General features: G+C 35.7%; 25 protein-coding genes. All 25 read right to left on the bottom strand.

Annotated features, from left to right (window positions below; all coding sequences use genetic code 11):
- Positions 1-317: 317 nt before the first annotated feature.
- The 25 genes from codY to rnc all read right to left on the bottom strand — a co-directional run bounded on the left by codY (position 318) and on the right by rnc (position 25,974).
- Positions 318-1,097: a GTP-sensing pleiotropic transcriptional regulator CodY gene (gene codY / locus D9842_RS04105; RefSeq protein ID WP_098796286.1), complete on the bottom strand. Its 780-nt coding sequence runs from the start codon at positions 1,095-1,097 to the stop codon at positions 318-320.
- A gap of 40 nt (positions 1,098-1,137) precedes the next feature.
- Positions 1,138-2,541, bottom strand: a complete 1,404-nt coding sequence (gene hslU, locus D9842_RS04100) for an ATP-dependent protease ATPase subunit HslU (RefSeq protein ID WP_121661400.1) — start codon at positions 2,539-2,541, stop codon at positions 1,138-1,140.
- 17 nt (positions 2,542-2,558) lie between these two features.
- On the bottom strand, positions 2,559-3,101 hold the full coding sequence (gene hslV / locus D9842_RS04095) for an ATP-dependent protease subunit HslV (RefSeq protein WP_098796284.1): 543 nt from the start codon (positions 3,099-3,101) through the stop codon (positions 2,559-2,561).
- Between the two features lie 25 nt (positions 3,102-3,126).
- Positions 3,127-4,035: a tyrosine recombinase XerC gene (xerC, locus tag D9842_RS04090; RefSeq protein ID WP_121661399.1), complete on the bottom strand. Its 909-nt coding sequence runs from the start codon at positions 4,033-4,035 to the stop codon at positions 3,127-3,129.
- Positions 4,036-4,108: 73 nt separating this feature from the next.
- On the bottom strand, positions 4,109-5,419 hold the full coding sequence (trmFO, locus tag D9842_RS04085; RefSeq protein ID WP_121661398.1) for an FADH(2)-oxidizing methylenetetrahydrofolate--tRNA-(uracil(54)-C(5))-methyltransferase TrmFO: 1,311 nt from the start codon (positions 5,417-5,419) through the stop codon (positions 4,109-4,111).
- Between the two features lie 112 nt (positions 5,420-5,531).
- Positions 5,532-7,607 (bottom strand): type I DNA topoisomerase, encoded by a 2,076-nt coding sequence (gene topA, locus D9842_RS04080; protein ID WP_121661397.1) that lies wholly within the window; start codon positions 7,605-7,607, stop codon positions 5,532-5,534.
- 292 nt (positions 7,608-7,899) lie between these two features.
- A complete protein-coding gene (gene dprA / locus D9842_RS04075) occupies positions 7,900-8,793 on the bottom strand; it encodes a DNA-processing protein DprA (protein WP_121661396.1) in 894 nt (297 codons plus the stop codon).
- A gap of 67 nt (positions 8,794-8,860) precedes the next feature.
- Entirely contained in the window at positions 8,861-9,763 is a 903-nt protein-coding gene (gene sucD / locus D9842_RS04070) for a succinate--CoA ligase subunit alpha (RefSeq protein ID WP_098796279.1), read from the bottom strand.
- An 18-nt stretch (positions 9,764-9,781) separates the two neighbouring features.
- On the bottom strand, positions 9,782-10,942 hold the full coding sequence (gene sucC, locus D9842_RS04065) for an ADP-forming succinate--CoA ligase subunit beta (protein ID WP_121661395.1): 1,161 nt from the start codon (positions 10,940-10,942) through the stop codon (positions 9,782-9,784).
- A gap of 257 nt (positions 10,943-11,199) precedes the next feature.
- Complete coding sequence (locus tag D9842_RS04060; protein ID WP_121661394.1) at positions 11,200-11,475, bottom strand: EscU/YscU/HrcU family type III secretion system export apparatus switch protein; 276 nt, start codon at positions 11,473-11,475, stop codon at positions 11,200-11,202.
- Complete coding sequence (locus D9842_RS04055) at positions 11,472-13,007, bottom strand: flagellar hook-length control protein FliK (protein WP_121661393.1); 1,536 nt, start codon at positions 13,005-13,007, stop codon at positions 11,472-11,474. The genes D9842_RS04060 and D9842_RS04055 overlap by 4 nt, the downstream gene beginning before the upstream one ends.
- 51 nt (positions 13,008-13,058) lie before the next feature.
- Complete coding sequence (locus tag D9842_RS04050; RefSeq protein ID WP_121661392.1) at positions 13,059-13,841, bottom strand: ribonuclease HII; 783 nt, start codon at positions 13,839-13,841, stop codon at positions 13,059-13,061.
- A gap of 133 nt (positions 13,842-13,974) precedes the next feature.
- A complete protein-coding gene (gene ylqF, locus D9842_RS04045) occupies positions 13,975-14,835 on the bottom strand; it encodes a ribosome biogenesis GTPase YlqF (protein ID WP_121661391.1) in 861 nt (286 codons plus the stop codon).
- Between the two features lie 18 nt (positions 14,836-14,853).
- On the bottom strand, positions 14,854-15,405 hold the full coding sequence (lepB, locus tag D9842_RS04040; protein ID WP_121661390.1) for a signal peptidase I: 552 nt from the start codon (positions 15,403-15,405) through the stop codon (positions 14,854-14,856).
- A gap of 195 nt (positions 15,406-15,600) precedes the next feature.
- Positions 15,601-15,945, bottom strand: a complete 345-nt coding sequence (gene rplS / locus D9842_RS04035) for a 50S ribosomal protein L19 (RefSeq protein ID WP_121661389.1) — start codon at positions 15,943-15,945, stop codon at positions 15,601-15,603.
- 156 nt (positions 15,946-16,101) lie between these two features.
- Positions 16,102-16,836, bottom strand: coding sequence for a tRNA (guanosine(37)-N1)-methyltransferase TrmD (gene trmD / locus D9842_RS04030; RefSeq protein ID WP_121661388.1), 735 nt, complete (start codon positions 16,834-16,836; stop codon positions 16,102-16,104).
- Positions 16,836-17,357 carry a ribosome maturation factor RimM gene (gene rimM, locus D9842_RS04025; RefSeq protein WP_121661387.1) on the bottom strand — a complete coding sequence of 174 codons (522 nt, stop codon included), beginning with the start codon at positions 17,355-17,357 and terminating at the stop codon, positions 16,836-16,838. Before rimM ends, trmD begins: the two co-directional genes overlap by 1 nt.
- A gap of 5 nt (positions 17,358-17,362) precedes the next feature.
- Positions 17,363-17,743, bottom strand: coding sequence for a YlqD family protein (locus tag D9842_RS04020; RefSeq protein WP_121661386.1), 381 nt, complete (start codon positions 17,741-17,743; stop codon positions 17,363-17,365).
- Between the two features lie 128 nt (positions 17,744-17,871).
- On the bottom strand, positions 17,872-18,102 hold the full coding sequence (locus tag D9842_RS04015) for a KH domain-containing protein (protein ID WP_121664935.1): 231 nt from the start codon (positions 18,100-18,102) through the stop codon (positions 17,872-17,874).
- An 11-nt stretch (positions 18,103-18,113) separates the two neighbouring features.
- The gene (gene rpsP, locus D9842_RS04010) at positions 18,114-18,386 is read right to left on the bottom strand and encodes a 30S ribosomal protein S16 (protein ID WP_121661385.1); all 273 of its coding nucleotides are present in this window, start codon (positions 18,384-18,386) and stop codon (positions 18,114-18,116) included.
- A 157-nt stretch (positions 18,387-18,543) separates the two neighbouring features.
- On the bottom strand, positions 18,544-19,887 hold the full coding sequence (gene ffh, locus D9842_RS04005; protein ID WP_098796269.1) for a signal recognition particle protein: 1,344 nt from the start codon (positions 19,885-19,887) through the stop codon (positions 18,544-18,546).
- Positions 19,888-19,900: 13 nt separating this feature from the next.
- On the bottom strand, positions 19,901-20,233 hold the full coding sequence (locus tag D9842_RS04000) for a putative DNA-binding protein (RefSeq protein ID WP_121661384.1): 333 nt from the start codon (positions 20,231-20,233) through the stop codon (positions 19,901-19,903).
- Between the two features lie 176 nt (positions 20,234-20,409).
- Positions 20,410-21,408, bottom strand: coding sequence for a signal recognition particle-docking protein FtsY (gene ftsY / locus D9842_RS03995; protein ID WP_121661383.1), 999 nt, complete (start codon positions 21,406-21,408; stop codon positions 20,410-20,412).
- A gap of 18 nt (positions 21,409-21,426) precedes the next feature.
- Positions 21,427-24,990, bottom strand: coding sequence for a chromosome segregation protein SMC (gene smc / locus D9842_RS03990; protein WP_121661382.1), 3,564 nt, complete (start codon positions 24,988-24,990; stop codon positions 21,427-21,429).
- Positions 24,991-25,230: 240 nt separating this feature from the next.
- Positions 25,231-25,974, bottom strand: a complete 744-nt coding sequence (gene rnc / locus D9842_RS03985; RefSeq protein ID WP_121661381.1) for a ribonuclease III — start codon at positions 25,972-25,974, stop codon at positions 25,231-25,233.
- Positions 25,975-26,155 lie beyond the last annotated feature (181 nt).

Below are 26,155 nucleotides of genomic sequence, written 5' to 3'. Positions count from 1 at the left end.
GGATTTTCTATCTAATTTAAAATGAGGACTATTGAACTATTCGCATTATATGAGCGAAAGCCTAACAGTATCTTAATAATGAGGTGTTACTGGCACATAAATAACGTAACATATAATTCGACAATTCCCTACATATTATTTTTTCCAATTTCAGTACATAACCTGTATAATTATTCACAAAGCGAACTATTAACAAAAGGTAAATAACTATTAACAAAAGGTAAATAACAGATTAGAGTAAGATGAATAAATTAAAAAAGGTTTACAAAAACACAAAAAGGCACTTTAAGGATAAAATCCTCAAAGTGCCTTTTTTATTAATTTGTTTTTAATTTCTCTAATTCAACTAAGAATTTAGCATTTAGAACTTTTATATATGTTCCTTTCATCCCTAAAGAACGGGATTCAATAACACCTGCACTCTCGAGCTTACGAAGTGCATTTACAATAACAGATCTTGTAATCCCTACACGATCAGCTATTTTACTAGCAACTAAAAGTCCTTCATTTCCGCTTAATTCTTCAAATATATGTTCAATTGCTTCTAATTCACTGTATGATAATGAACTGATAGCCATTTGTACAACCGCTTTGCTTCGTGCTTCTTCTTCGATTTCTTCAGCTTTTTCACGCAGAATCTCCATACCTACAACAGTAGCTCCATATTCAGCAAGAATTAGATCTTCATCTTCAAATTGTTCTTGTACTCTTGCTAAAATTAATGTTCCTAGACGCTCTCCACCACCAATGATCGGTACGATAGTTGTTAAGCCGTTTTTAAATAATTCACGATTTTCAACTGGAAATGCAGTATATTCACTATAAACATCAATGTTTGAAGATGTTTCTGTTATGTTAAAAAGATTGTTTGTATAACCTTCAGGAAACTGACGGTCTTCAAGCATTTTTTTCATTCTCTCGTTTTCAATAAGCTGATTAACTGCAAAGCCCAGTAATTTTCCTCTTCTGCTTACAACAAAGATATTTGCTTCAATCACTTCACTTAGCTTTTCAGCCATTTCTTTGAAGTTAACTGGTTTCCCTGCTGCTCTTTGAAGCATTGCATTAATTTTACGTGTTTTCTGTAATAGAGCCATTTATTGGTTCCTCCTGTAAACATATGAAATTGTAATTTTTTTATAATATAAATTGGCTTAAATCTTTGTTTTTAGATATTTTTCCAAGTTTGTCTTCGACATACTGTGGCGTAATGTCAATCTTTTCTAAATTAATATCAGGCGCCTCAAAAGATAAATCTTCTAATAATCGTTCAAGAATTGTATGTAATCTCCTCGCACCAATATTATCAGTATTTTGATTTACCTCAAACGCAACTTCAGCTATCCTACGAATAGCATCGTCAGAAAATTCTAATTGTATACCTTCTGTTTCAATTAACGCTTGATATTGTTTTAATAAAGCATTATCAGGCTCTACAAGGATCTTTACAAAATCATCTACACTAAGTTTAGTCAATTCTACACGAATTGGAAATCTTCCTTGTAGTTCCGGAATAAGGTCAGATGGCTTAGCGATATGAAAGGCACCAGCAGCAATAAATAACATATGATCTGTCTTGACTGATCCATATTTCGTTACAACAGTAGATCCTTCAACAATCGGAAGAATATCACGTTGTACTCCTTCTCTAGAAACATCTGCTGAAGATCCACCCTTAGACTTACCTGCTATTTTATCGATTTCATCTATGAAAATAATTCCGGTTTGTTCAGATCGTATAATAGCTTCCTGTGTTACATCTTCCATATCAATTAGTTTACTAGCTTCTTCATTTGTTAAAACTTTTCTTGCTTCTCTAACAGTTAACTTTCTCTTTTTCTTTTTCTTAGGCATAAAACTTCCAAGGGCATCCTGCATGTTCATCCCCATTTGTTCCATACCTGAGCCTTGAAGTAGATCAAACATTGATGCTTGTTGTTCTTCAACCTCGACAGTAACATAATGATCTTCTAATTCACCTAACGCTAATTGATGTGAGATTCTACGACGCTTTTCTTGAAGAGTAGATTCTTCTGTTGAGCTTTCCTCGTGATCTTGGGATTGTTGACTCGCTCCCCCAAAAAGCATTTCCAAAGGATTTTTCGCTGCTGATTGTTTTTTCTTACTTGGAACAAGTAGCTCAATTAAACGTTTATTAGCATTTTCCTCAGCAAGGCCTTTAACGTTAGCTATTTTTTCTTCTTTAACTAATCGAACGGCAGTCTCAACCAGATCACGCACCATTGATTCAACATCCCTACCAACATAGCCGACTTCAGTAAATTTTGTTGCTTCAACTTTAATAAAAGGTGCATGCGCAAGTTTTGCAATTCTCCTTGCTATCTCAGTTTTCCCAACACCTGTAGGTCCAATCATAAGAATGTTTTTAGGAACAACTTCCTCGCGTAGCTTTTCAGTTAATAAGCTTCTTCTATAGCGATTTCTTAAGGCTACTGCTACCGCTTTTTTTGCATCCTTTTGTCCTATAATATATTGATCTAATCGCTCAACAATTTCTTTAGGGGTTAACTGTTTATTCATACTATTTGCCTCCCTTATTAAAGTTCTTCGACAATAATATTTAGATTGGTATAAACACAAATTTCTCCTGCAATTGTTAAAGCACCCTCAGCAATTTCTTTTGCAGATAATGAGTCACCTGAAAATCTTTTCAATGCACGACCAGCTGACAACGCATAATTACCACCTGAACCAATTGCTAAGATCCCATCATCCGGTTCAATCACTTCACCTGTTCCTGAAACTAAAAGAAGATCATTTTCATCCATAACAATCAGCATAGCTTCGAGTCTTCGTAGCACTTTATCGCTACGCCATTCCTTTGCTAGCTCAACAGCAGCTCTTTGCAAGTTTCCATTATACTCTTCAAGTCTATTTTCAAATAACTCAAATAGTGTGAATGCATCAGCTACAGACCCTGCAAAACCAGCAATTACTTTACCATTAAAAAGCTTTCTTACCTTTTTAGCCGTATGTTTCATAACAACAGCATTCCCAAAAGTTACCTGACCGTCACCTGCCATCGCAGCTTTACCGTTATGTTGAATCGCAAATATTGTTGTTGCATGAAATTCAGACATCGTTCTACCTCCTAAATTGAGTCCTTTATGCTCGAGGATGATGGGACATATAGATTCGTTGCAAATGCTCCTTTGTGACGTGTGTATATACTTGTGTAGATGATAAATGTTCATGACCCAAAAGCTCCTGTACACTTCTCATATCTGCACCTTCATTTAACAGATGTGTTGCAAAAGTATGACGCAACATATGTGGGTGAATATGAAGTGTTGATGCTGCTTTTTTTATCATGTCATTTAAAACATGTCTTACACCACGATCTGTAAGCGGTGTCCCACGATGATTCACAAATAAATAATTGTGTTGATCACTTACCTTCAGTTTACTCATTAACGCCTTTCTTCCATCAGATAAATATCTTTCGATTGCATCATGAGCATAGCTACCGAAAGGAACATATCGCTGCTTTCCACCTTTTCCATATACAAGAATGGTTTCAATAAAAAAATCAATATCTGATATTTTAATGTTGCAACATTCGCTTACACGAATTCCTGTACCGTAAAGCACTTCAATGAGCGCCTGATTTCGTTGCCCAAGAGGAGTATTACAGTCTGAAATGGTAAGAAGTTGCTCAACTTCCTCTTTATAAAGAAATTGTGGAATTTTTTGCTCCTTTTTTGGCATTGTAACAAGTGTAAAAGGATTTTCAGTTAGTATCTCTTCTCTTACAAGAAATTTATAAAAACTCCTAAGACTAGATACTTTTCTTGATATTGTTTTTCTAGAATACTTTTTATTATGTAACTTCGTTAAGTATAAACGTGTATCATTATATGTAATGTCTTCTAGATGGATCATTGCTTGTTCATTCATAAAAGAAAAAAAATCCTCAATATCTTTGCTGTAATTCACAATTGTATATTTTGAATAATTTTTCTCTATTTGTAAATATTCAATAAACAAATTTAAATAATTCTTAACATTTCTCACATTTTACACCTCACAAACAACACAAGGGCTACTAAATGTTATCACAACAATAGCAGCCCATGCAAATAATTTTCTATAAATTTTTCGAAATTTTTTGAATTGTTTCTAGTGCGCGATTGGCAAGCATTTCATTACGTTCTTTTTTACTCTTTATACGCTCTGGTAACGGAGCAAAAATCCCAAAATTGGCATTCATGGGTTGGAAGTTATCGGCGTTTGCATTTGTAATATACTTGGCCATACTCCCAATAGCTGTTTCATTTGGCAGGTCTACTAAATCTTTTCCTAAAATAAGATGTGCAGCATTTATACCTGCAACTAGCCCTGATGCGGCAGACTCGACATATCCTTCAACACCCGTCATTTGACCAGCAAAAAACAAATCGTCCCGGTCTTTATATTGGTAAGTTGATTTTAAAAGTTTTGGTGAATTAATGAACGTGTTACGATGCATAACACCATATCGAACTATTTCTGCGTTTTCTAAGCCTGGAATTAAGGAAAGTACCTCTTTTTGCGGTCCCCATTTTAGGTGTGTTTGAAACCTTACAATATTATATAAAGTTCCAGCTGCATCATCTTGACGAAGTTGTATCACGGCAAATGGTCTTTTCCCTGTTTTAGGATCTTCTAAACCTACTGGCTTTAAAGGGCCAAAAAGCATTGTTTTTCTTCCTCTTTGTGCCATAACTTCAATAGGCATACATCCTTCGAAGAAAATTTCTTTTTCAAATTCTTTTAATGGCACAGTCTCCGCAGCAATTAAAGCTTCATAAAACCGATCAAATTCCTCTTCTGTCATAGGACAATTAAGGTAGGCTGCTTCCCCTTTATCATATCGAGACTTTAAGTATACCTTGTTCATATCGATGCTTTCTTTTTCAATTATTGGAGCAGCTGCATCATAGAAATATAAGTACTCTTCACCAGTTAACGTTTTTAATTGTTCTGATAAGCTTTTGGAGGTAAGTGGACCTGTTGCGATAATCGTTGGTCCTGAAGGGATTTCTTCTACCTCTTCATTCATAACAGTTACATTTTGATGACCTTTTACTAACTCTGTCACCTTACCGGCAAATTCATGCCGGTCAACAGCAAGTGCTCCACCAGCTGGAACTGCACACTCATCTGCTGCCTTTATTATAACAGAATCTAGAATTCTCATTTCTTCTTTCAATACACCTACAGCATTTGTTAAATTATTTGCTCTTAGTGAGTTACTACATACTAACTCTGCAAATTTATCAGTATGATGGGCAGGTGTTTGCTTTACAGGTCGCATTTCATATAGTTTTACTTGAATACCCCTTTTGGCTAATTGCCAAGCCGCTTCGCTTCCAGCCAAACCAGCACCTACTACATTTACAACTACATCTTGATTCATCGTGACATGACCCTCCATTAATTAAAAGACCTTATGTAGAATGGAATAATTCTTATTACTTATGTTGTCCAAAAAAATATAAGTTAAAAAAGGTGAGCATAAAGTTGCTCACCTACTTTTGTTGTTCTTCTTTATAATCGCATTCCATACATTGAACTTGAACACCTTTTTTAAGCTTTTTCTCAACCAACATGTTATTACATTTCGGACAACTTCTTGCTATTGGTTTGTCCCATGACAAAAATTCACATTCAGGATATTGATTGCAGCCATAAAAAATGCGACGTTTTTTAGACTTTCGTTCAACAATTGTTCCTTCATCACAACTTGGACATTTTACTCCAATATCTTTTACAATCGGCTTCGTATTTCTGCAATCTGGGAAATTTGAACAAGCCATAAATTTCCCATATCTACCCATTTTATAAACCATATGATGACCGCATTCTTCACAATCAACACCAGCTGGCTCATCTTTAATTTCTATTTTCTCCATTTCATTTTCTGCTTTTTCAAGTCTTGGAGAAAAATCTTTATAAAAATTGTCAATAATTTGAATCCACTGGATATGGCCTTCCTCTACTTCATCAAGGCTGTTTTCCATATTTGCTGTAAATTCAACATTTATGATTTCAGGGAAAAACTCCCTGATAAGTTCTGAAACTATTTCACCTAACTCGGTAGGAATAAAGCGTTTATTATCAAGCGAAACATATCCACGCTTTTGAATCGTATCTAAAGTTGGGGCATATGTTGATGGTCGACCTATTCCAAGTTCCTCCAACGTCTTTACAAGACGAGCCTCCGTATACCTTGGTGGCGGCTGTGTAAAATGCTGTGCAGGTTCGATATCTTTTGAATAAACTTCATCGCCTTCTTTTAAATCCGGGAGTAATTTATCTTTTTCCTCAATTTGATCGTCGTTTCCTTCAACATATACTTTCATAAATCCAGGAAATTTAATTTTAGAACCTGTAGCTCTAAACATCACACCGTTATTCACAAGGTCAACACTCATTGTGTCTAAAATAGCTGGTGCCATTTGACTTGAAACAAATCTTTCCCAAATTAATTTATACAGTCGCAACTGATCTCGGCTCAAAAATTCTTTTATTGATGCCGGGTCACGTAAAGTAGAAGTAGGGCGGATTGCTTCATGTGCATCTTGAGCATTACTGTTTTTCTTCGCTGTTTTTACTTGTGTGCCTAAAAACTCTTTCCCATACTTTTCCGTAATGTAGCCTGTCGCTTCTGTCTGTGCCGTTTCCGATATTCTGGTCGAATCCGTTCTCATATACGTTATTAAACCAACAGTGCCTTCTTTACCTAAATCAATACCTTCATATAAGTGCTGAGCAATCATCATCGTTTTCTTTGCTCTAAAGTTTAGTTTACGCGCTGCCTCTTGTTGAAGAGTGGAAGTTGTAAAAGGTACGGCTGGATTTCTTTTTCTTTCCTTTTTCGTCACCTTTTCCACTTTAAATTTATTCTCTTTAATATTTCCCAAAACAGCCTTTACTTCTGATTCATTCTTAAGATCTTGCTTTTCTCCATTTATTCCATAGAAAGAAGCATCAAATTCTTTTTGACCTTTTAAAAATTGACCTTCAATTGACCAATATTCTTCTGGTACAAATTCTTTAATCTCATTTTCCCGATCAATAATTAAATGTACAGCTACAGATTGTACTCTCCCTGCACTTAAACCTTTTTTTACTTTTTTCCAAAGAATCGGGCTTATTTTATAACCAACCAATCGGTCTAACACACGTCTTGCTTGTTGTGCATCGACTAAATCCATATTGATTGAACGTGGATGCTTGAAAGATTCCTTTATAGCATCTTTCGTAATTTCATTAAATACTACGCGGCAATCAGAGTTTACATCAACGTCAAGACTATGTGCTAAATGCCATGCAATCGCTTCCCCTTCGCGATCCGGGTCAGCCGCTAGATAAACTTTTTTTGCTTTTTTAGCAGCTGTTTTCAATTCTTTAAGTACTGAACCTTTTCCTCTTATTGTAATATATTTTGGTTCAAAATTATGTTCAACATCAACACCAATTTGACTTTTTGGTAGGTCACGTACATGCCCCATTGATGCCTTTACCTTATACTTCTTCCCTAAATAACGTTCAATTGTTTTCGCCTTTGCAGGTGATTCCACAATGACTAAATAGTCCGACATGCTTGGTATCCTCCTTAAGAGGTATTCTCTCTTTTATATTTCTTTTAATTTTCTTTATAATTTAAATTTCTATTTATACAATGAAGGGTTTTCCTCCAAGTAGTTAATAACTAAGTAGATTTAATTAAACTCCTACTATCACTGTATTTCTTCAAAATCTATACTTAAATCTCCACTATTATTAAATATTCCTATATCATTTGTCAAACATAATAAAAAGAAATTACACTAATCATATCCTAATTCATGATGAAATAACATGAATATTTTTACTAAATTGGCAAAAAATCACCTAAATTTGCATTTTAAGTCCTTGAGGAAATTCCTCAATTATATGTGATGCATGTTGTACTAATTTTGCCCCGTTTTGTATTAGTTCATTTCCACCAATGCTACACTCATCAAAAATAGACCCTGGTATGGCAAAAACTTCTCGGTTTTGCTCCAATGCTTGGTGTGCAGTTATTAGTGAACCACTTCTTTGCTTAGCTTGGATAATAAGTGTCCCCAAAGAAATACCACTAATAATTCGATTTCTTTTAGGAAAATGCCATTTTTGAGGTGATGTTGAAGGAGAATGTTCTGAAAGAATAAGATGTGAGGTCATTAGCTTGTTTGCCAACGTTTGATTCTGCCTTGGATATATACACTCTAATCCTCCACCAATTACTGCTATTGTTTCACCCCCATGGTTTAGTGCTGCTTCATGCGCTAAAGTATCGATCCCCTTAGCTAAACCACTTACAATGACCCATTTTTCTAAAATAAGAGGCTTTAAGACATGCTCAAGAGCCTGAACACCGTATTCGGACGGATATCTTGTACCGACCACACTAATAAGATTTTTACGAGAAGCAAGAGTAATATTACCTTTATAAAATAAAAATGGAGGCGGATCAGCAATTTGCTTTAGCAAATAAGGGTAATTAGGATCAAAAAGGGGAAGAAAAGAAATGTTTTGCTGATTATATTTTCTAATGAGAAGATCAGCTGAGTAAGAAAAATACTCATTTTTTATCCTATCTATTTTATGTTTCTTTACATTAAAGTAATTTAACCATTCATCGTCTTTTAGTTGAAAAAAAATCTGCAACGATGGGTCTATTGTTAATAATTTATAAATAATTTGGCTGTTAAGTTCCTTACAATGAGCTAACAAAAATAACTTTTTTGTTACATCGTCCATAAAATCCTCCTAGTTTTTATACGATAAATAGGAACAGGTTAAAAACCTGTTCCTACTATTAATTTATTTAGTGTGTTTTACATTTTTCCAATAAACCTTGTTCTTCAAGAACGGAAATAAGTGTTTCACCCATAACAGATGGAGTATCAGCCACTTTAATTCCACAAGCATTCATTGTTTTAATTTTTTCTTCAGCAGTTCCTTTACCACCAGAAATAATCGCACCAGCATGACCCATACGTTTTCCTGGAGGTGCTGTTTGACCACCGATGAAGCCTACAACAGGTTTTGTCATATTTGCTTTAACCCATTCAGCAGCTTCTTCTTCAGCTGTACCACCGATCTCACCAATCATGATAACTGCATATGTGTCTTCATCTTCGTTAAAAGCTTTTAAAACATCGATAAAGTTCGTCCCATTAACAGGGTCCCCACCGATACCAACAGCAGTAGATTGACCAATACCAGCTTGTGATAATTGATGAACTGCTTCATAAGTAAGAGTACCAGAACGTGAAACCACACCAACATGGCCCTTTTTATGAATATAGCCAGGCATAATTCCGATTTTGCACTCTTCAGGTGTGATCACACCTGGGCAGTTTGGTCCTACAAGACGTGTTTTCTTACCTTCCATGTAGCGTTTAACATTTACCATATCCATAACTGGAATATGCTCTGTAATACAAATAACTAAATCTAATTCTGCGTCTACACCTTCCATAATTGCATCAGCAGCGAAAGGAGCAGGTACATAAATAACAGACGCGTTTGCACCAGTCGCTTGAACTGCTTCTTGAACTGTATTGAAAACAGGTACACCTTCTACTTCTGTTCCACCTTTACCAGGTGTAACCCCACCAACGATATTTGTGCCATACTCAAGCATTTGTTTTGTATGAAATAACGCTGTAGAACCAGTGATACCTTGTACGATTACTTTCGTATCTTTATTAATAAATACACTCATGTTTGTCCCCTGCCTTTCTTACTTCACTAATGAAACTATTTTTTGTGCGCCGTCAGCCATAGACTCTGCAGAAGTAATGTTTAATCCAGATTCATTTAAAATCTTCTTACCTAAATCAACATTAGTACCTTCAAGACGTACAACTAATGGAATTTCTAAGCCTACTTGCTTCGTTGCTTCAACAACACCCTCTGCAATGACATCACATTTCATGATTCCACCAAAGATGTTAACGAAAATTCCTTTAACGTTTTTATCAGAAAGAATAATTTTGAATGCTTCTGTTACTTTTTCTGCAGTTGCACCGCCCCCAACATCAAGGAAGTTTGCAGGTTCGCCGCCATAGTACTTAATAATATCCATTGTAGACATTGCAAGACCAGCACCATTTACCATACAGCCGATGTTACCGTCTAATGAGATATAACTTAAGTCATATTTAGATGCTTCGATTTCTTTTGGATCTTCTTCCTCTAAGTCACGATACTCTACAATATCTTTATGGCGGTATAATGCATTTGAATCAAAGTTTAATTTTGCGTCAAGTGCCATAACGTTACCATCACCAGTGACAACTAATGGATTAATTTCTGCAATTGAGCAATCCTTTTCAACAAATACTTGATACAATCCCATCATAAATTTAACAGCTTTACCTACTAATTCTTTAGGGATGTTAATGTTAAATGCAATTCTTCTAGCTTGATAGCCTTGAAGTCCAACCGCAGGATCAATCACTTCTTTGAAGATCTTTTCTGGCGTTTTTTCCGCTACTTCTTCAATTTCAGTTCCACCTTCTTCAGAAGCCATTAGAACTACTCGAGATGTAGCACGATCTAGTACTAAACCAACATAGTATTCTTTTTTAATGTCACAACCTTCTTCAATTAGAAGACGTTTTACTTCCTTACCTTCAGGACCTGTTTGGTGTGTTACAAGTGTTTTTCCAAGAATTTCTTCTGCATATGTACGTGCTTCGTCAAGGTTTTTTGCAACTTTTACCCCGCCAGCTTTACCGCGTCCACCTGCATGGATTTGTGCTTTTACCACTACTACATCTGTTCCAAGCTCTTTTGCAGCTTCTACCGCTTCATCTACAGAAAAAGCCACTTTTCCGTTTGGTACAGATACTCCATATTTGCGAAGGAGTTCTTTCCCTTGGTACTCATGGATATTCATTAGCCATCCTCCTAACCAATTTGCAATATAAATTAGACTGCGCTTTCATTTTATATAATAGTTCGAACCTTGTCTACAATTACACATAAAATAGTAAAATTCAAGTCAATTTTTATTTTTTCACAATAAAATTTTTAAAAATTTTATGTAAAATAAATACTTTATGAACATTAAAAACCCTAAGAAATGTAGGTAGTCTATATATTAAATATTAACCAGCCTAAACTCTTAAGGTTAGTCACTATATAATTTTAACTTTATGTTGATAGCTTTTTGTCTATTGTATAAACAAAAGCGAAAATTTCTGCAACAGCTTCATAAAGTTCTTCAGGTATTTGTTGATGAATTTCCAATTTTGTTAGAAGTTCAACAAGTGCCGGGTCCTCATGTACGTGTACATGATGTTCCTTTGCTGTTTCTAGAATTTCTTTAGCAATCAGGCCTTTTCCTTTCGCTATGACCTTGGGTGCATTTTCTTTATTATGATCATATTTTAAGGCAATTGCTTTCGTTGGTTCTTCCTTTTTGATCATACTTTAAAGTCAACTCCTGAATAAGAAGTGGTAGCTCCAGAAAAATTTGAATTAGAAATTACTTTCTTTTCTACTTCAAATGGCTTTACTTGAACTGAAGTCACCTGATAATTCATAGTCTGAAGGCCCTTTTTTAGTTCCTCACTATTAGAAGAAACAAGCTCTTTTAAAGACTCATTATTATTAATGAGCGTTATCGTCATTACTCTATTTTGAATTTGCACATCAATCATTGTTTCTGAAAGATTAGGAAGCTGTAGGTAAAAAAGAATTCGACAAAAAGATGGGTCAATTGTTCCATCTGATCGTTTTTTCCCATTCCATTGAATTGTTAAATCTGATTGATTCAAAGCGAACAGTGGGACTTGTGTAATAAACTGCGTCGTTGGCCCAGTGTCCTGCTGAAGCAGAGTTTGTCCGTTTAAACGGTTTGTAAGCTGATCCACTTGTTCCTTTATTACAGACCCTTCTAGCTCCTTGCTAGCAGCTAGTAATGTTTCTTTAAGTATCTGGAGTTCTCTCGCGTTTCCAGATTCCAAATTCATATTAAGCTTTTGCCATTCAAATTGTTCATTTCTATGATGAAAGAAAAGAGAAAGAACATCTTCTTTAGATGAAAAAACCGGGACCTTGTTAACTATTTTTTGTATAATATCTATTTCACTTTGACTGAACTGAGTTATTACAGCATGATCTTTTGGTTGAATAGACTGTAAAGGAGTACTAGAGTGTTGAAACACTTCTTTTATTACTTGTTTTAATCCGCTCATTTGTTGAGCATCATTTTGATTTATTCCCTTCAGGACCTTTTGTTCACCATTTGGAAGAGTCTTAATAAACTCCGGTTGGAAAAGTTTTTCCACCACCTGTTCAACAGGTTTCTGTATAACATTAGCCAAAACGGAACGCAATTGGTTGATTTGGTCTTTAGGCAGATCCACTTGTTGAAGTGACTGAAAAAGTGTATCTATCTGCTTAGCTAAAGGGATTTTAGAATTGGCTTGAACTAGAGAACTTACAACATTTTCCGAAAGTTGATATTGTTGTTTGAGGGCAAACGTAATAGCTTCAATTGTTTGAGGAATCAAACTTTTCGGTGTGTTTTTTACTATCTCAGTTGCTGATACTAGTTGTTCCTTTGTAACTGGTATATTCTCCTTTAACAAAGCATTTGAAAGTAGTATATTATCCTTTGTTGGTTTCTGCTGAAATAATGAAAGAAAGTCCTTAGCAGAAGCGTCCTGTTTTGATAGTTTATCAGTTTCCACTGATTTAATAATCTTTAGTTCAATACCTTGTTGATTAGACCCTTTCACACGGAACCAGTAATTTTGTAAGGCATTAATTGGTGCTTCAAGCTGTGCAACGAGCTTAGATTGTCCAACTTGAATAAGAGCTTTTTGGTCAGGAAAGAGCTTTAGCACATGCCCAACTACGACTTGATTTTCTTTTAATGTTAATTGGTTTTGGGGCTTGGTCATTTGTTCTACAGTAGTCTGAATAAGATTTTTTATTGCAAGTGGATAAACCATTAGCCTTTTCCCCCCTTCTCAAAATGTCTCTTTTCACTACCTCACCCTACTTTAATTAGCCTTATAGGCGCTGCACAACTCCTTCACAGGTGCAAAACTCCTACGGTGATGTTCTGTTACCCCAAACTCTTTTAACGCATCTAGATGGAATTTTGTCCCGTATCCCATATGTTTCTCAAATCCATACTGTGGATATTTACTCGAAAGATCGACCATCATTTTATCTCGTGTTACCTTGGCAATTACTGAACTTGCTGCAATAGAGACACTTTTTGAATCTCCTTTTATGATAGACTCCTGCTGAATTGGCAGATCTAACTTCATCGCATCAAGTAGTAAATAAGTTGGCTGAATGGCTAATTCCTCAATTGCTTTTTTCATCGCTAATTTTGTAGCTTCATATATATTTACTTTATCGATTATATCTGGTGAGATAACACCAATACCTATAGCTTCAGCATTTTCCCTTATTACCTCATAGTAGTGATTTCTCATAGATTCAGAAAGCTTTTTAGAGTCCGTTAAGCCAGGTATATAGCAATCTTCTTTTAAAATGACAGCTGCAGCAACTACAGGTCCTGCTAGAGGTCCTCTGCCAACTTCATCGATGCCAGCAATAAACTCAAAACCGTCCTGTTTTGCTGCTCTTTCGTAACGAAGCATTTCATAATATTGCTGCTGTAACATCTTCTCGTGTTCATAGTTTTTAAACCATTTTTCCACGAGCTGCTGTACTCCTTTTCTTGTATCAGCTTGACACTCTTTAAGAAACGGATCTTGCATATCCGTAATTTCCACTAATTTTTTTTGAACTTCTTTTGTTGTTAATGGCATTTTTAGTTCTCCTCATGCACATGTTTTGTCTTATGTATGTCAAATATCTAAAATTATCTTTATCATTATATCGGCCAAAATTCAAATAAATAAAGACCCGTCATAATTAAATGCGGGTCAGATTAAAAATGTTTTATTTATCTTGGAAATCGGCTGGAGTTTCAAAAGATAATTTCCCTAATTTATCTGTTCTAATTTCCCTTAAAATTAATTCAGATGTTTTATCGTAATCAATATAACCCCCGGATACCATACAGCCCCGTTTCTTCCCGATCTCATCAAATAGCGGGACTACCTCTTCAGGAATTTCATTAAGATTATAACGCTCTAACAATCTTTTAGGATAATGTTCTTTCAAAAAGTTTAATGCAAAAACAGTAACTTCTTGCAGATTCAAAATAGCATCCTTGATTGCTCCTGTTGTTGCAAGTTTTTGACCGACTAATTGATCTTCAAACTTCGGCCAAAGGATACCAGGTGTGTCTAAAAGCTCTAGCTCATTTCCAACCTTTACCCATTGTTGTGCCGTCGTTACTCCCGGGCGATCTCCTGTTTTTGTAATATTTCTTTTAGCGAGTCTATTAATAAGAGTTGATTTCCCAACATTCGGGATACCAATAATCAATGCACGTATGGCACGAGGCTTAATTCCCTTCGCAGCCATTTTATCAAATTTCTCTTTAAGAAGAACTTTTGACAATGCAGTGATTTGTTTTAATCCTGTTCCAGATTGAGCGTCTATAGCAATGGCGGGTATATCTTGTTCTTTAAAATATTCAATCCATTGCTTAGTAATTGAATCATCAGCTTTATCAGCTTTGTTCAAGAGTACTATTCTTGGTTTGGATGAAACAATTTCATCTATCATCGGATTTCTAGAAGACATAGGAATTCTCGCATCTACAAGTTCAAAAACAATGTCAATAAGTTTTATCTTTTCAGTAACTTGTCTTCTCGCTTTTGCCATATGTCCTGGAAACCATTGTATCGTCATCATAACACCTTCTTTAAATTACTCAGCAAACCGTATATCTGATACTGGCCAATAAACTAAGCTAGCCTTACCCATGACCTCTTCTATCGGAATTGTCCCTATATGTCTGCTATCCTTGCTTTGCCTTCTGTTATCCCCCATAACAAATAAATGACCTTCTGGTACAGTGTCTTGCCCAATAATGCTATCGAGGTCAAAAGGTTCTGTTAGCGGGCCGTCAATCAAATCCTCTTTATATTCATTCAGATAGGGTTCATCATACGCTTCTCCGTTAATGTATAATGTATCGTCTCTATATTCTACTTTATCACCCGGTAAACCTATTACACGTTTTATATAGTCTTTTTCTAAAGTTGCATGAAAGACCACAATATCAAAACGTTCAGGTTCTCCAATTTTGTACGATAATTTATTAACTATCATTCGATCTTGTGTATGTAAAGTTGGCATCATTGAGAACCCATCAACTACAATAGGAGCAAACAGGAAATACCTAATAATAGCTGCTAAAAGAACGGCAATAGCCAATGCTTTTATCCATTCAAAAAGTTCATTCTTCTTTTTGGTCATTCAATCCACCTGCTTCTAGCAATCATTATGTCCATCATTTGTTTATTACTATACTTGTATGGTGAGTTTACTATTCATGTGATGAAACAGCCTTTTTATTGAAAAAGGAGCTTGTTAGGTAACAAGCTCCTTTTCAACTATACGGACAGTGTACCTGACCCATATATTTGAGGCTTAGTAGACTACTAAGCAATCTTATCGAATTTCTTTGATACGCGCAGCTTTACCACGTAATTGACGTAGGTAGTAAAGTTTAGCACGGCGAACTTTACCGCGACGAATTACTTCTAACTTCGCGATCTTTGGTGTGTGTACAGGGAAAGTACGCTCAACACCTACACCGTAAGAGATCTTACGAACTGTAAATGTTTCACTGATTCCACCACCACGACGCTTAATCACAACACCCTCATATACCTGAATACGCTCACGAGTTCCCTCAACAATACTTACGTGTACACGTACAGTATCACCAGGACGGAATGCAGGTAGATCAGTTTTTAATTGTTCTTTTGTGATATCTTCAATTAATTTTTGCATCGTTTTCAACTCCTTCCAACAGATGCTCATCCCAATACTTTATTGCAGCGGAACATCGTTTTAAAAGACTGCATAAAAGAAAATAGTTTGTATAAAAACTTTTCATCAGCAAGTCACGAGATTTATCATACCATATAGAAAGTTAGGCTGCAATAGCTAGTTCTCATTTTCCCACTTTTTTATCAAGGCTTTTTGCTTGTCAGTTAAAGCGTATGTTGTTAGTAGGTCCGGCCGACGTTCAAAGGTTCTCCTAAGTGATTGTTCTTCACGCCATTCCGCAATTAATTTATGGTTCCCCGATAAAAGAACTTCAGGTACTGTTAACCCTCTAAAATCCGCTGGACGGGTGTAATGCGGGTGTTCTAGTAAGCCAGAGCTATACGAATCTAGAACAGGGGAATCTTCATTACCCAGGACTCCTGGTAAAAGCCTTACGACACTGTCTGTGATCACCATAGAAGCAAGTTCTCCACCAGTTAAAACAAAATCTCCAATCGAAATTTCTTCTGTTACAAGATGTTCCCTAATCCGTTCATCATACCCCTCATAATGACCGCAGATAAAAAGAAGATGCTCCTCCCGAGCTAATTGTTCTGCTTTTGATTGAGTAAAACGTTCTCCCTGCGGACAAACCAAGATCACTTTCGGTTCTGTATTGCCTTTACTACGAATATCTTCGACCGCATCAAAAATGGGTTGTGGAGTTAAAACCATTCCAGCGCCTCCACCATAAGGATAGTCATCAACATTTTGATGCTTGTTTGAGGAATATTGTCTGAAGTTAATTACGTTAAACTGAACAGCTTCCTTTTCCTGCGCTTTCTTTAGAATAGATTCATTCAAGACTCCATGAAACATTTCTGGGAAAAGTGTTAAAAAATCGATCTTCATTAGTCTAGTAACCCTTCCATAGGTGTAATAACAATTTTTTTCTCTTCGATATCAATATCTCTAACAATGTCTTCAATATAAGGGACAAGAAGGTCTTTTCCTACTTTTCTTTGTACAACCCATACATCATTTGCACCAGTTGCTAGTATCTCTCTAATTGTTCCGATTTCCTCACCCTCATCGGTAAACATTTTACAACCGATTATCTCGTGGAAATAAAACTCCCCCTCCTCCAATTCAGAAAGTTGTGATTCTGTCACTTTAAGAAGTGAGCCTTTGAATTGTTCAACATCCTGGATTGAAGACATTCCTTCAAACGTTAATAGGTCAAAATTCTTGTGAACACGATGACTATCAACAACTACTTCAATTGGTTCATCAGAGCCTTCTTTAAATATATAAAGAGTGTTACCCGGCTCATATCTTTCTTCAGCAAAGTCTGTTTTTGATATAACACGTACTTCTCCTCTGATTCCGTGTGTATTTACAATTTTCCCTACGTTAAACCATTTTTCTGCCATTTTAATCACCTCAGGCGTATTTGATCGATCATTCCATCTTTAATTACAATCGTTTTTTCTTTCATTAATTCTTCCCAATTGTCACCCACATTTACTTCGACAATTGCTTCTACTTCTTTATCTTTAATTTCACTTCCAATTGGTAATGTATGTACTTGTTCTAGTTGAAAATCTACTAGCTTTATCTTTTCTCGTCTTTTATCAATTTCTTTTAAAAACGGTCCGGCAAGCTGTTTACTCGTTTTCTCTAGTTTTTTATATTCAAAATATAATTGGTCCATTTCCTGTTGTAGGTTTTTTTTACGCTGTGTAAATTGTTTTATTAATAATTCTTTACTTGTTTCGGTTATCATTTGCTTCACTGTAACCTGGTGGAGTATCTTCATTATTGTTCCTCCCCTTTACAAGCTTAATACTTTGAAAAAATCACGACGAAAATTCATCTTCTAATTAATTTGTTTCATTACTATTTTTTAAACGTACAAAAAAAGGGGAGGAACCTCCTCACCCTTTTTTAGTCGTTAATTTCTAGTTGAATTCTTTTAGATGAATTAGATCCCGCTGCATACACAACAGTTCGAATCGCTTTTGCTATACGTCCTTGTTTTCCAATGATTTTGCCGATATCTTCTTTATGAACAGAAAGGCGATAAGTTATTTGATGCTCCTGTTCAAATTCCGTTATCTCGACAGAGTCTGGAGAATCAACAAGTGGTTTAACAATTGCTTCGATTAACTCTTTCATCTTAACAGTCATTACTTGCTATTTTTTGCGTTATGGAATTTTTCCATAATGCCTTCTTTAGAGAACAAGTTGCGAACTGTGTCAGAAGGTTTAGCACCATTTGACATCCATTTTAATGCTAACTCTTCATTGATTTTCACTTCTGCTGGTTGAGCAACTGGATTGTATGTCCCAACAACTTCAATGAAACGTCCATCACGTGGTGAACGAGAATCTGCTACTACAATACGATAAAAAGGAGACTTTTTTGCTCCCATACGTTTTAAACGAATTTTAACTGCCATTTTATAAAGCACCTCCGAAAATGTTTCAACAAGATAGTATATTATCAAATAAGTGATATGATGTAAAGGTTTTTTTCTTGTCAGAAGAAAAATTCCTTAAAAAACTAGTTTCTAGCTATGATATTTTCTAAAAAACGAGACTTAAAAAATCATACAATTACATAAACGGAAACTTCATTCCGCCTTTTTTCTTTCCTTTAGACATATTCGTCATTTGCTTCATCATTTTTTTCATATCTTCAAATTGCTTTAATAGTCGATTCACCTCTTGTACAGATGTACCACTACCAACTGCAATTCTCTTTTTTCGAGAAGCATTCATAATTTCAGGGTTGATCTTTTCAGCTTTTGTCATTGACTTAATAATTGCTTCTACATGACTGATCTGCTTTTCGTCAACTTGAAGGTTTTTCAGGCCCTTCACCTTGTTAGCTCCTGGCAACATGCCAATTAGATCCTCTAAGGGTCCCATATTGCGCACCTGACCAAGCTGTTCAAGGAAATCATCAAATGTGAAGGATGCTGTACGCATTTTTTGTTCTAACTCTTTTGCTTTTTCAGCATCTACATTTGTTTGAGCCTTTTCAATAAGTGTTAAAACATCACCCATACCTAAAATTCTTGAAGCCATCCGTTCTGGATGAAACGCCTCAAGAGCATCAAGCTTTTCACCTAAACCAACAAACTTAATAGGTGTATTAGTAACGGAACGAATAGAAAGTGCCGCTCCACCACGAGTATCACCATCAAGTTTCGTTAAAACAACACCTGTTAACCCAAGCTGCTCATTAAAGCTTTTAGCAACATTCACCGCATCTTGACCCGTCATCGCATCAACAACAAGAAAAATTTCATCTGGTTTCGCAATTTCTTTTACCTGCTCAAGCTCTTCCATTAGATTTTCATCAATATGAAGACGACCTGCAGTATCAATAATAACGTAATCATGATGTTCTTCTTTTGCGTGGGCTAAAGCCTTAGTCGCAATTTCAACTGGGCTAACTTGATCGCCTAATGAGAAAACAGGCATATCCAATTGTTTACCTAACGTCTCTAGCTGCTTGATCGCCGCAGGACGGTAAATATCAGCAGCAACAAGTAACGGCTTACGGTTATGTTTTTTTCTTAATAAATTTGCCAGTTTACCGGTAGTTGTTGTTTTACCAGCACCCTGTAAACCAACCATCATAATTACCGTTGGCGGGCGGTTAGACACAGCTATTTTACTCTGCTCTCCACCCATCAGCTCAGTCAGCTCGTCTTTAACTACTTTAATGACCTGTTGGCCTGGAGTTAAGCTTTTCATAACTTCTTGACCAACAGCGCGCTCACTTACGCGCTTAATAAAGTCCTTCACGACTTTGAAGTTAACATCCGCTTCTAAAAGAGCAAGGCGTACTTCACGCATCATTTCTTTTACATCCGCTTCAGATACCTTTCCTTTGCCGCGAATTTTGGCCATCGTATTCTGCAGTCGGTCGGCTAATCCTTCAAATGCCATAATATGCCGCCTCCTAATCTAATTTCTCAAGTTCATTTAGTAATGAATCAAACATAGCTTTGTTCTCAATGGTAGGAGAAAATTCACGTAGTTTTGTCATTAACTTTTGTCTCTCTTGAAATTTTTGAAATAATAATAGCTTCTCTTCATATTGCTCCAGCATTGCTTCAGTTCGTTTAATGTTATCGTAAACAGCTTGTCTACTTACATCGTACTCTTCCGCAATTTCACCAAGGGAGAAATCATCTAAATAGTATAACGACATATAACTTTTCTGCTTAGGTGTTAACAACGATTGATAAAAATCAAATAAATACGTAAGTCTCGTCGTTTTTTCAAGCATCATGCCGATTCACCCCTTTGTTAAGTGAATTACCTTTACAACTTATTAGTCTACATAGGAAGCTTTTTCTTGTCAAGTAATTGTATATGAAAGTTATAGAGCGGGCTTATATTGTATTGAATAAAACAAAAAAAGCTAACAATCTCACTTAATGAAATTGATAGCTTTTTACCTATTATTTACTCTTCTTCTTGTGCTTCAATTATTTCTGAGAAAAGACCATAAACATATTGTTCCGTGTTAAACTCTTGTAAATCATCCATTTTTTCTCCCAAACCAACAAACTTCACAGGGATATCAAGCTCTCCTTTAATCGCTAACACAATACCACCTTTTGCAGTACCATCTAACTTTGTAAGAACTATTCCTGATACATCTGTTGCTTGGGAAAATTGTTTTGCTTGTGTCATAGCATTTTGACCTGTTGTTGCGTCTAGTACAAGCAATACTTCATGAGGAGCTCCAGGAATTTCACGTTCGATTACACGCTTAACCTTCTCAAGCTCTTTCATCAGGTTCACTTTATTTTGTAGTCTTCCAGCTGTGTCACAGAGTAAAACATCGACATTACGTGCCTTAGCAGCCTGAACAGCATCATACATAACCGCAGCGGGGTCAGAACCTTCCGATTGTTTTATAACATCAACACCTACACGCTCTCCCCATACTTCTAACTGCTCGATAGCTCCGGCTCTAAAAGTATCACCAGCAGCCAATAAAACAGAATTTCCTTCGCTTTTTAGTTTATGTGCAAGCTTGCCAATTGTCGTAGTTTTCCCTACTCCATTTACGCCTACAAATAAAACTACATTTAATCTTCCTGCTTGTAAATCCAGTTTATTGAGCGACTCATCGTCATCGCTACCTTCATATATTTCAACAAGCTTTTCAGAAATAACAGCTTGAACCTCTTTCGTATCTTGGATATTTTGACGTTTCACTTCCATCTTTAATTCATCAATTAAATCCATAACAGTGGCAACACCAACATCGGCACTAATGAGTAGTTCTTCAAGCTCTTCGAAAAACTCTTCATCCACTTTACGATATTTAGCTACAAGGTCATTCATTTTACCAGCAAAAGAATCTCTTGTCTTTGTTAAGCCCTCTTTAAATTTTTCAGTAACAGAATCTGTTTGTTGAGTAATTTTTTCTTTTAATTTTTTAAAAAAGCTCATCTTTGTCGTTCCTTTCCACTAAGATTGCACTAATTCCTTTGTTTCTTCAAGTCTAACAGAAACAAGCTTAGAAACACCTGATTCCTGCATTGTTACGCCATATAACACATCAGCCTCTTCCATGGTACCTTTTCGATGCGTGATCACAATAAATTGTGTTTCATGACTGAATTTTTTCAAATACTGTGCAAATCGGTGTACATTTGCCTCATCAAGAGCCGCTTCCACCTCATCTAGTACACAAAAAGGAACCGGTCGTACCTTTAAAATAGAAAACAGTAAGGCGATAGCTGTTAAGGCACGTTCCCCACCGGAAAGTAAGCCAAGGTTTTGAAGTTTTTTTCCCGGAGGCTGAGCCACAATATCAACACCAGTATTTAAAAGGTCATTAGGGTCAGTTAGTTTCAACTCAGCCCTTCCTCCACCAAACAATGCCTGAAAAACAGATTCGAAATGAGAACGAATAGCATTGAATGTTTGTTCGAACCTTCTTTTCATTTCGTCATCCATCTCATCAATCACTTGATATAGCGTATCTTTTGCTTCTAATAAATCATCGCGTTGTTCTGTTAGAAACGTAAATCTCTCAGAAACACGTTCATATTCATCAATCGCTCCTAAGTTTACCGTTCCAAGTTCATCAATTGCAAGTTTAATCAACTTCACACGTTTTCTTGCTTCATCAACTTCTATTTCAAGACTATATTTTTCTTTAGCACCTTCAAAGGTTAAGAAATATTCTTCACGAAGATGATTTAACCGATTATCAAGTTCAACATCTAATCGATTTAACTTTACTTCTTCGTCTTTTAAAATATCTTGAAGCTGTTTATCCTGGCGTTTTAATTCTTTTAACTCCCGCTCTTCATGTTCAAGCTTTTCTTGTAACTGAAGACGTTCTTCACGCCTGCTAGCTATCAATTCAACTGTTTTGTTTTTGTCTTGTAGCTTCTTATTAGCAGCTTCATCTAGTTTTTCCTCACCTGAAGAACTTGAACTCATCTCATTTGAAAGAAGTGAATAATCTTCAGCAGCATCTTTATGCTTTTGTTGAGATTCTTGTAAGTCTAATTTTATACGTTCAACTTTCTCTTTTTGATTCTCATACACTTGCTGCTTACTTGCATGTACTACCTTTAATTCAGTGAGTTGATTCTGCAGTTCATCTTTAGACGTTTGTTGTGTTGTCTTCTTTACAGACAATTCTTCGATTTCTTTATCTAGTTTTTCCAAACTTGTTGAAATCTCTTTTACTTTCACCTGAAGTTCATCTTTTCGACCGATCATTCTTGTTTTTTCAGACTCAAAGGCTTCTCGCTCAGAATCATATAATTTCAAATGATCATTTACATTTTTTTCATTTAATTCAATCTCTCGTATGTCGCCACGGATTTTTTGCTCTTCTAGTCGAAGGTTCTCACCTTTAGAACGAAGCTCCTCTAGAGTTAGTTCATGCTGTTGAATTAATTCTTTTGAGGATTTAACATCTTTTTCAAGCTCCTCAGTCTTCTGCTCCATTACAGATAACTTTTCTACAATTTGTTCTAGTTCACGTTGTCTACTCAGTAAGGAATTGTTCTTTTGTTTTACCGCACCACCTGTCATCGAGCCCCCAGGATTCACAACATCACCTTGAAGGGTCACTAAGCGATAGCGATAATTCATTAACTTGGCAATATCATTTGCTCCCTTTAAATCAGAGGTAACAATGACTGTACCTAATAAATTTCCAATAATTGATTGAAATTGAGCTTGATACTTAACAAGATTTTTCGCAAGCCCAACAAACGCAGGATGGTTTTCAATCAACGCTAAATCATGATGGTTAATAGAACGCTCCTTTATTACTGATAGAGGCAAAAATGTAGCTCGTCCAAATGAATGTTGCTTTAAAAATTGTATAGCTTTTCTAGCTGCTGATTCATCTTGAACAACGACATGCTGCATAGAACTACTTAAAGCAATTTCAATTGCTGTTTCATATTCCTTATCTGTTGTAATTAATTCAGCAACAGCACCGTGAATTCCTCCAAGCTCATCTTTCGCTTTTAGAATTTCTTTTACTCCTTGGAAAAAGCCTGCATAGTCCTCCTGCATTGATTCAAGAACTTCTTTTCGCGAACGTGTTTGTTGTAATAATTGATAAGCCTGATAAAGAGCTGTCTCCTTTTTCTGATATGAATTCTTCAGGTTTTCTAATTTCGCAGTTGTATCACGAAAGCTTTTAATCTGGTCTGATAATTGCTTTTCAATAAGTGAATAATTTGCTTCAATTTTCAGCTTCTTTTCTAAGATTTCCTGACGCTCAGTCACATATCTTTGGTTAGAATCTAGCAGTCTTGTATTTTTTCTTTCTTGCTGTGAAAGCTGCTCTTCTAAGTAATTTATCTCGTTACGTGATGAAGCTTGCTCATTTAGTAGGTCAAAATATTCACTTTTTAATTCTTCAATCATTTCATCAAGATTTTGATCATAAGTGGAGGCAAGTTTTTGCTTTTCTGACAGTTCACTTTTAATTTTTTCTAGTTCATTTGTATATGAATTTAATAGATTCTCTTGTTCCTGCTTTTCATGAGTTAACTGAGAAATTTTAACCGATAGTTCTTCAATTGTTCTTTCAAGCTGAGCTTTATTTTGATGTGCATTTTTCTTTCGCTCTTTTAAGACTTCTTTTCTACCTTCTAGTTTTTCCAGTTCTTCACTTGTTAATAAGAGAACTTGTTGTAGATCGTCAATTGAATCATCCAAAGCACTAAGATGCTCTTTCATTCGTTCAACATCGGCTTCACGTTTTTGCATTGTTGCAGCAAGCTTTAATTCGCGGTCTTTTCCCTCTTCTACTGATTTTGAAAGAGCTTCGTATTTCCCGTGCAGCTCTTCTACTTCGAAAACCGTAAGCGCTACTTCAATTTTCTCTAATTCTTCTTTTTTCTCTAAATAATCTTTAGCGATTGAAGCCTGTATTTTTAGAGGTTCAACCTGACCTTCTAATTCATGAAGGATATCCTGAACACGATTTAAATTTTCTTGGGTTTCAGCTAATTTATATTCTGCTTTCTTTTTACGCGACTTATATTTTAAAACACCAGCAGCCTCTTCAAAAATCGTTCTACGTTCTTCAGATTTACTGCTGAGAATTTCTTCGACTTTCCCTTGACTAATTATGGAAAAGGCTTCTTTACCTAAACCGGAATCCATAAATAAATCAACAATGTCTTTTAGACGGCAACTTTGTTTATTAATAAAAAATTCACTTTCCCCTGAACGATATACACGACGTGTTACACTAACTTCGTGATAATCAATTGGGAGGAAAGAGTCATCATTATCTAAAGTTAGGGTTACCTCCGCTACATTCAGCCCTCTTCTAGAGTCACTTCCAGCAAAAATAATATCTTCCATTTTGGCTCCACGAAGAGACTTAGCTGATTGTTCACCTAATACCCATCTTATTCCATCTGTTATATTACTTTTACCACTACCATTAGGTCCAACTACTGCTGTAACACCTTTTACAAAATCAACAGTTACTCGTTCAGCAAAGGACTTGAATCCTACAATATCCAATCGTTTGAGGAACATTGTGATCCTCCTTACTATTTTCTTTTAAGTTATTTTTTTGTAATGTTATTAATAAGACTATTCTTCTGACAAACTCCTTCATATTTTATCACAATTTGTCGAACCTCGGTTCATACATTTGGATATTTTGACATCATAAAAATAAGAACAATCAACGTAAAATATCAATGATAACATGTAAAAACCTTAAAAAAAGGACAACTCATTCAATACTAATATGAGTCTGCCCTTCATAGCATCTTATTTATTTATTTGTTGAAGCTTTGAAAGTGCTTCTTGTGCAGCATGTTGCTCAGCTTCTTTTTTTGACTTTCCACTTCCTGTGCCAAAAACCTCACCATTTAATGATACAGTAGATACAAATTCTCGGTTATGAGCTGGACCTTTTTCCTGTAGAATTTTATATTCAAGTGTACCTTTAGTATCACGCTGAACAAGTTCTTGAAGCTGACTCTTAAAGTCCATAACATGAGAAAAGGCCCCTTCATCAACCTTTGGAATAACAAATTTATCTAAAAATTGAACAACAGATTCAAGGCCTTGATCTAAGTAAAGTGCACCAATGAACGCTTCAAAAACATCTGCTAGCAAGGCTGGGCGAGCTCGTCCCCCTGTCATTTCTTCTCCTTTTCCAAGTAGAACTAAGCTACCAAAAGCAAGTGTATTCGCGAACGATACAAGAGAAGGTTCACAAACAATAGCGGCACGCAGTTTTGTTAATTCTCCTTCGCTCATCATTGGATATTTTTTATAAAGATATTGAGAAATGGTCAATTCTAAAACAGCATCACCTAAAAATTCAAGTCTTTCATTATCTTCGTATGGCTTTTTACGATGTTCATTTACATAGGAAGAATGAGTAAATGCTTGATAGAGTAATTTTTCATTAGTAAACGTGTGACCAATACGCTCCTGGAATTTTTTGAATTCCTCTGCTTTTTTAGCGAAAGATCTTCTTTCTTTATAATTAATATGTCTTGCCATCATCAGGCACCTCCAATTTTATAGCTACAGCGACGCCTTGATCCTTATATAAGACACTTCATAATTGAAGGTGACATTATTCCCTTGAATTATGAAGTGGCTTATGACCTGTTAATCGTACTCAAGTTTTGCAACAAGAGCTTCGTACCTGGGCAAAAAGGTTTTGGGGCTTGCTTTTTAC

The organism is Metabacillus litoralis, assembly GCF_003667825.1.
Classification (GTDB): domain Bacteria; phylum Bacillota; class Bacilli; order Bacillales; family Bacillaceae; genus Metabacillus; species Metabacillus litoralis_B.
The sequence above is the reverse complement of the archived record's forward strand: the minus strand, read 5'-3'. Positions and strand labels throughout refer to the sequence as shown.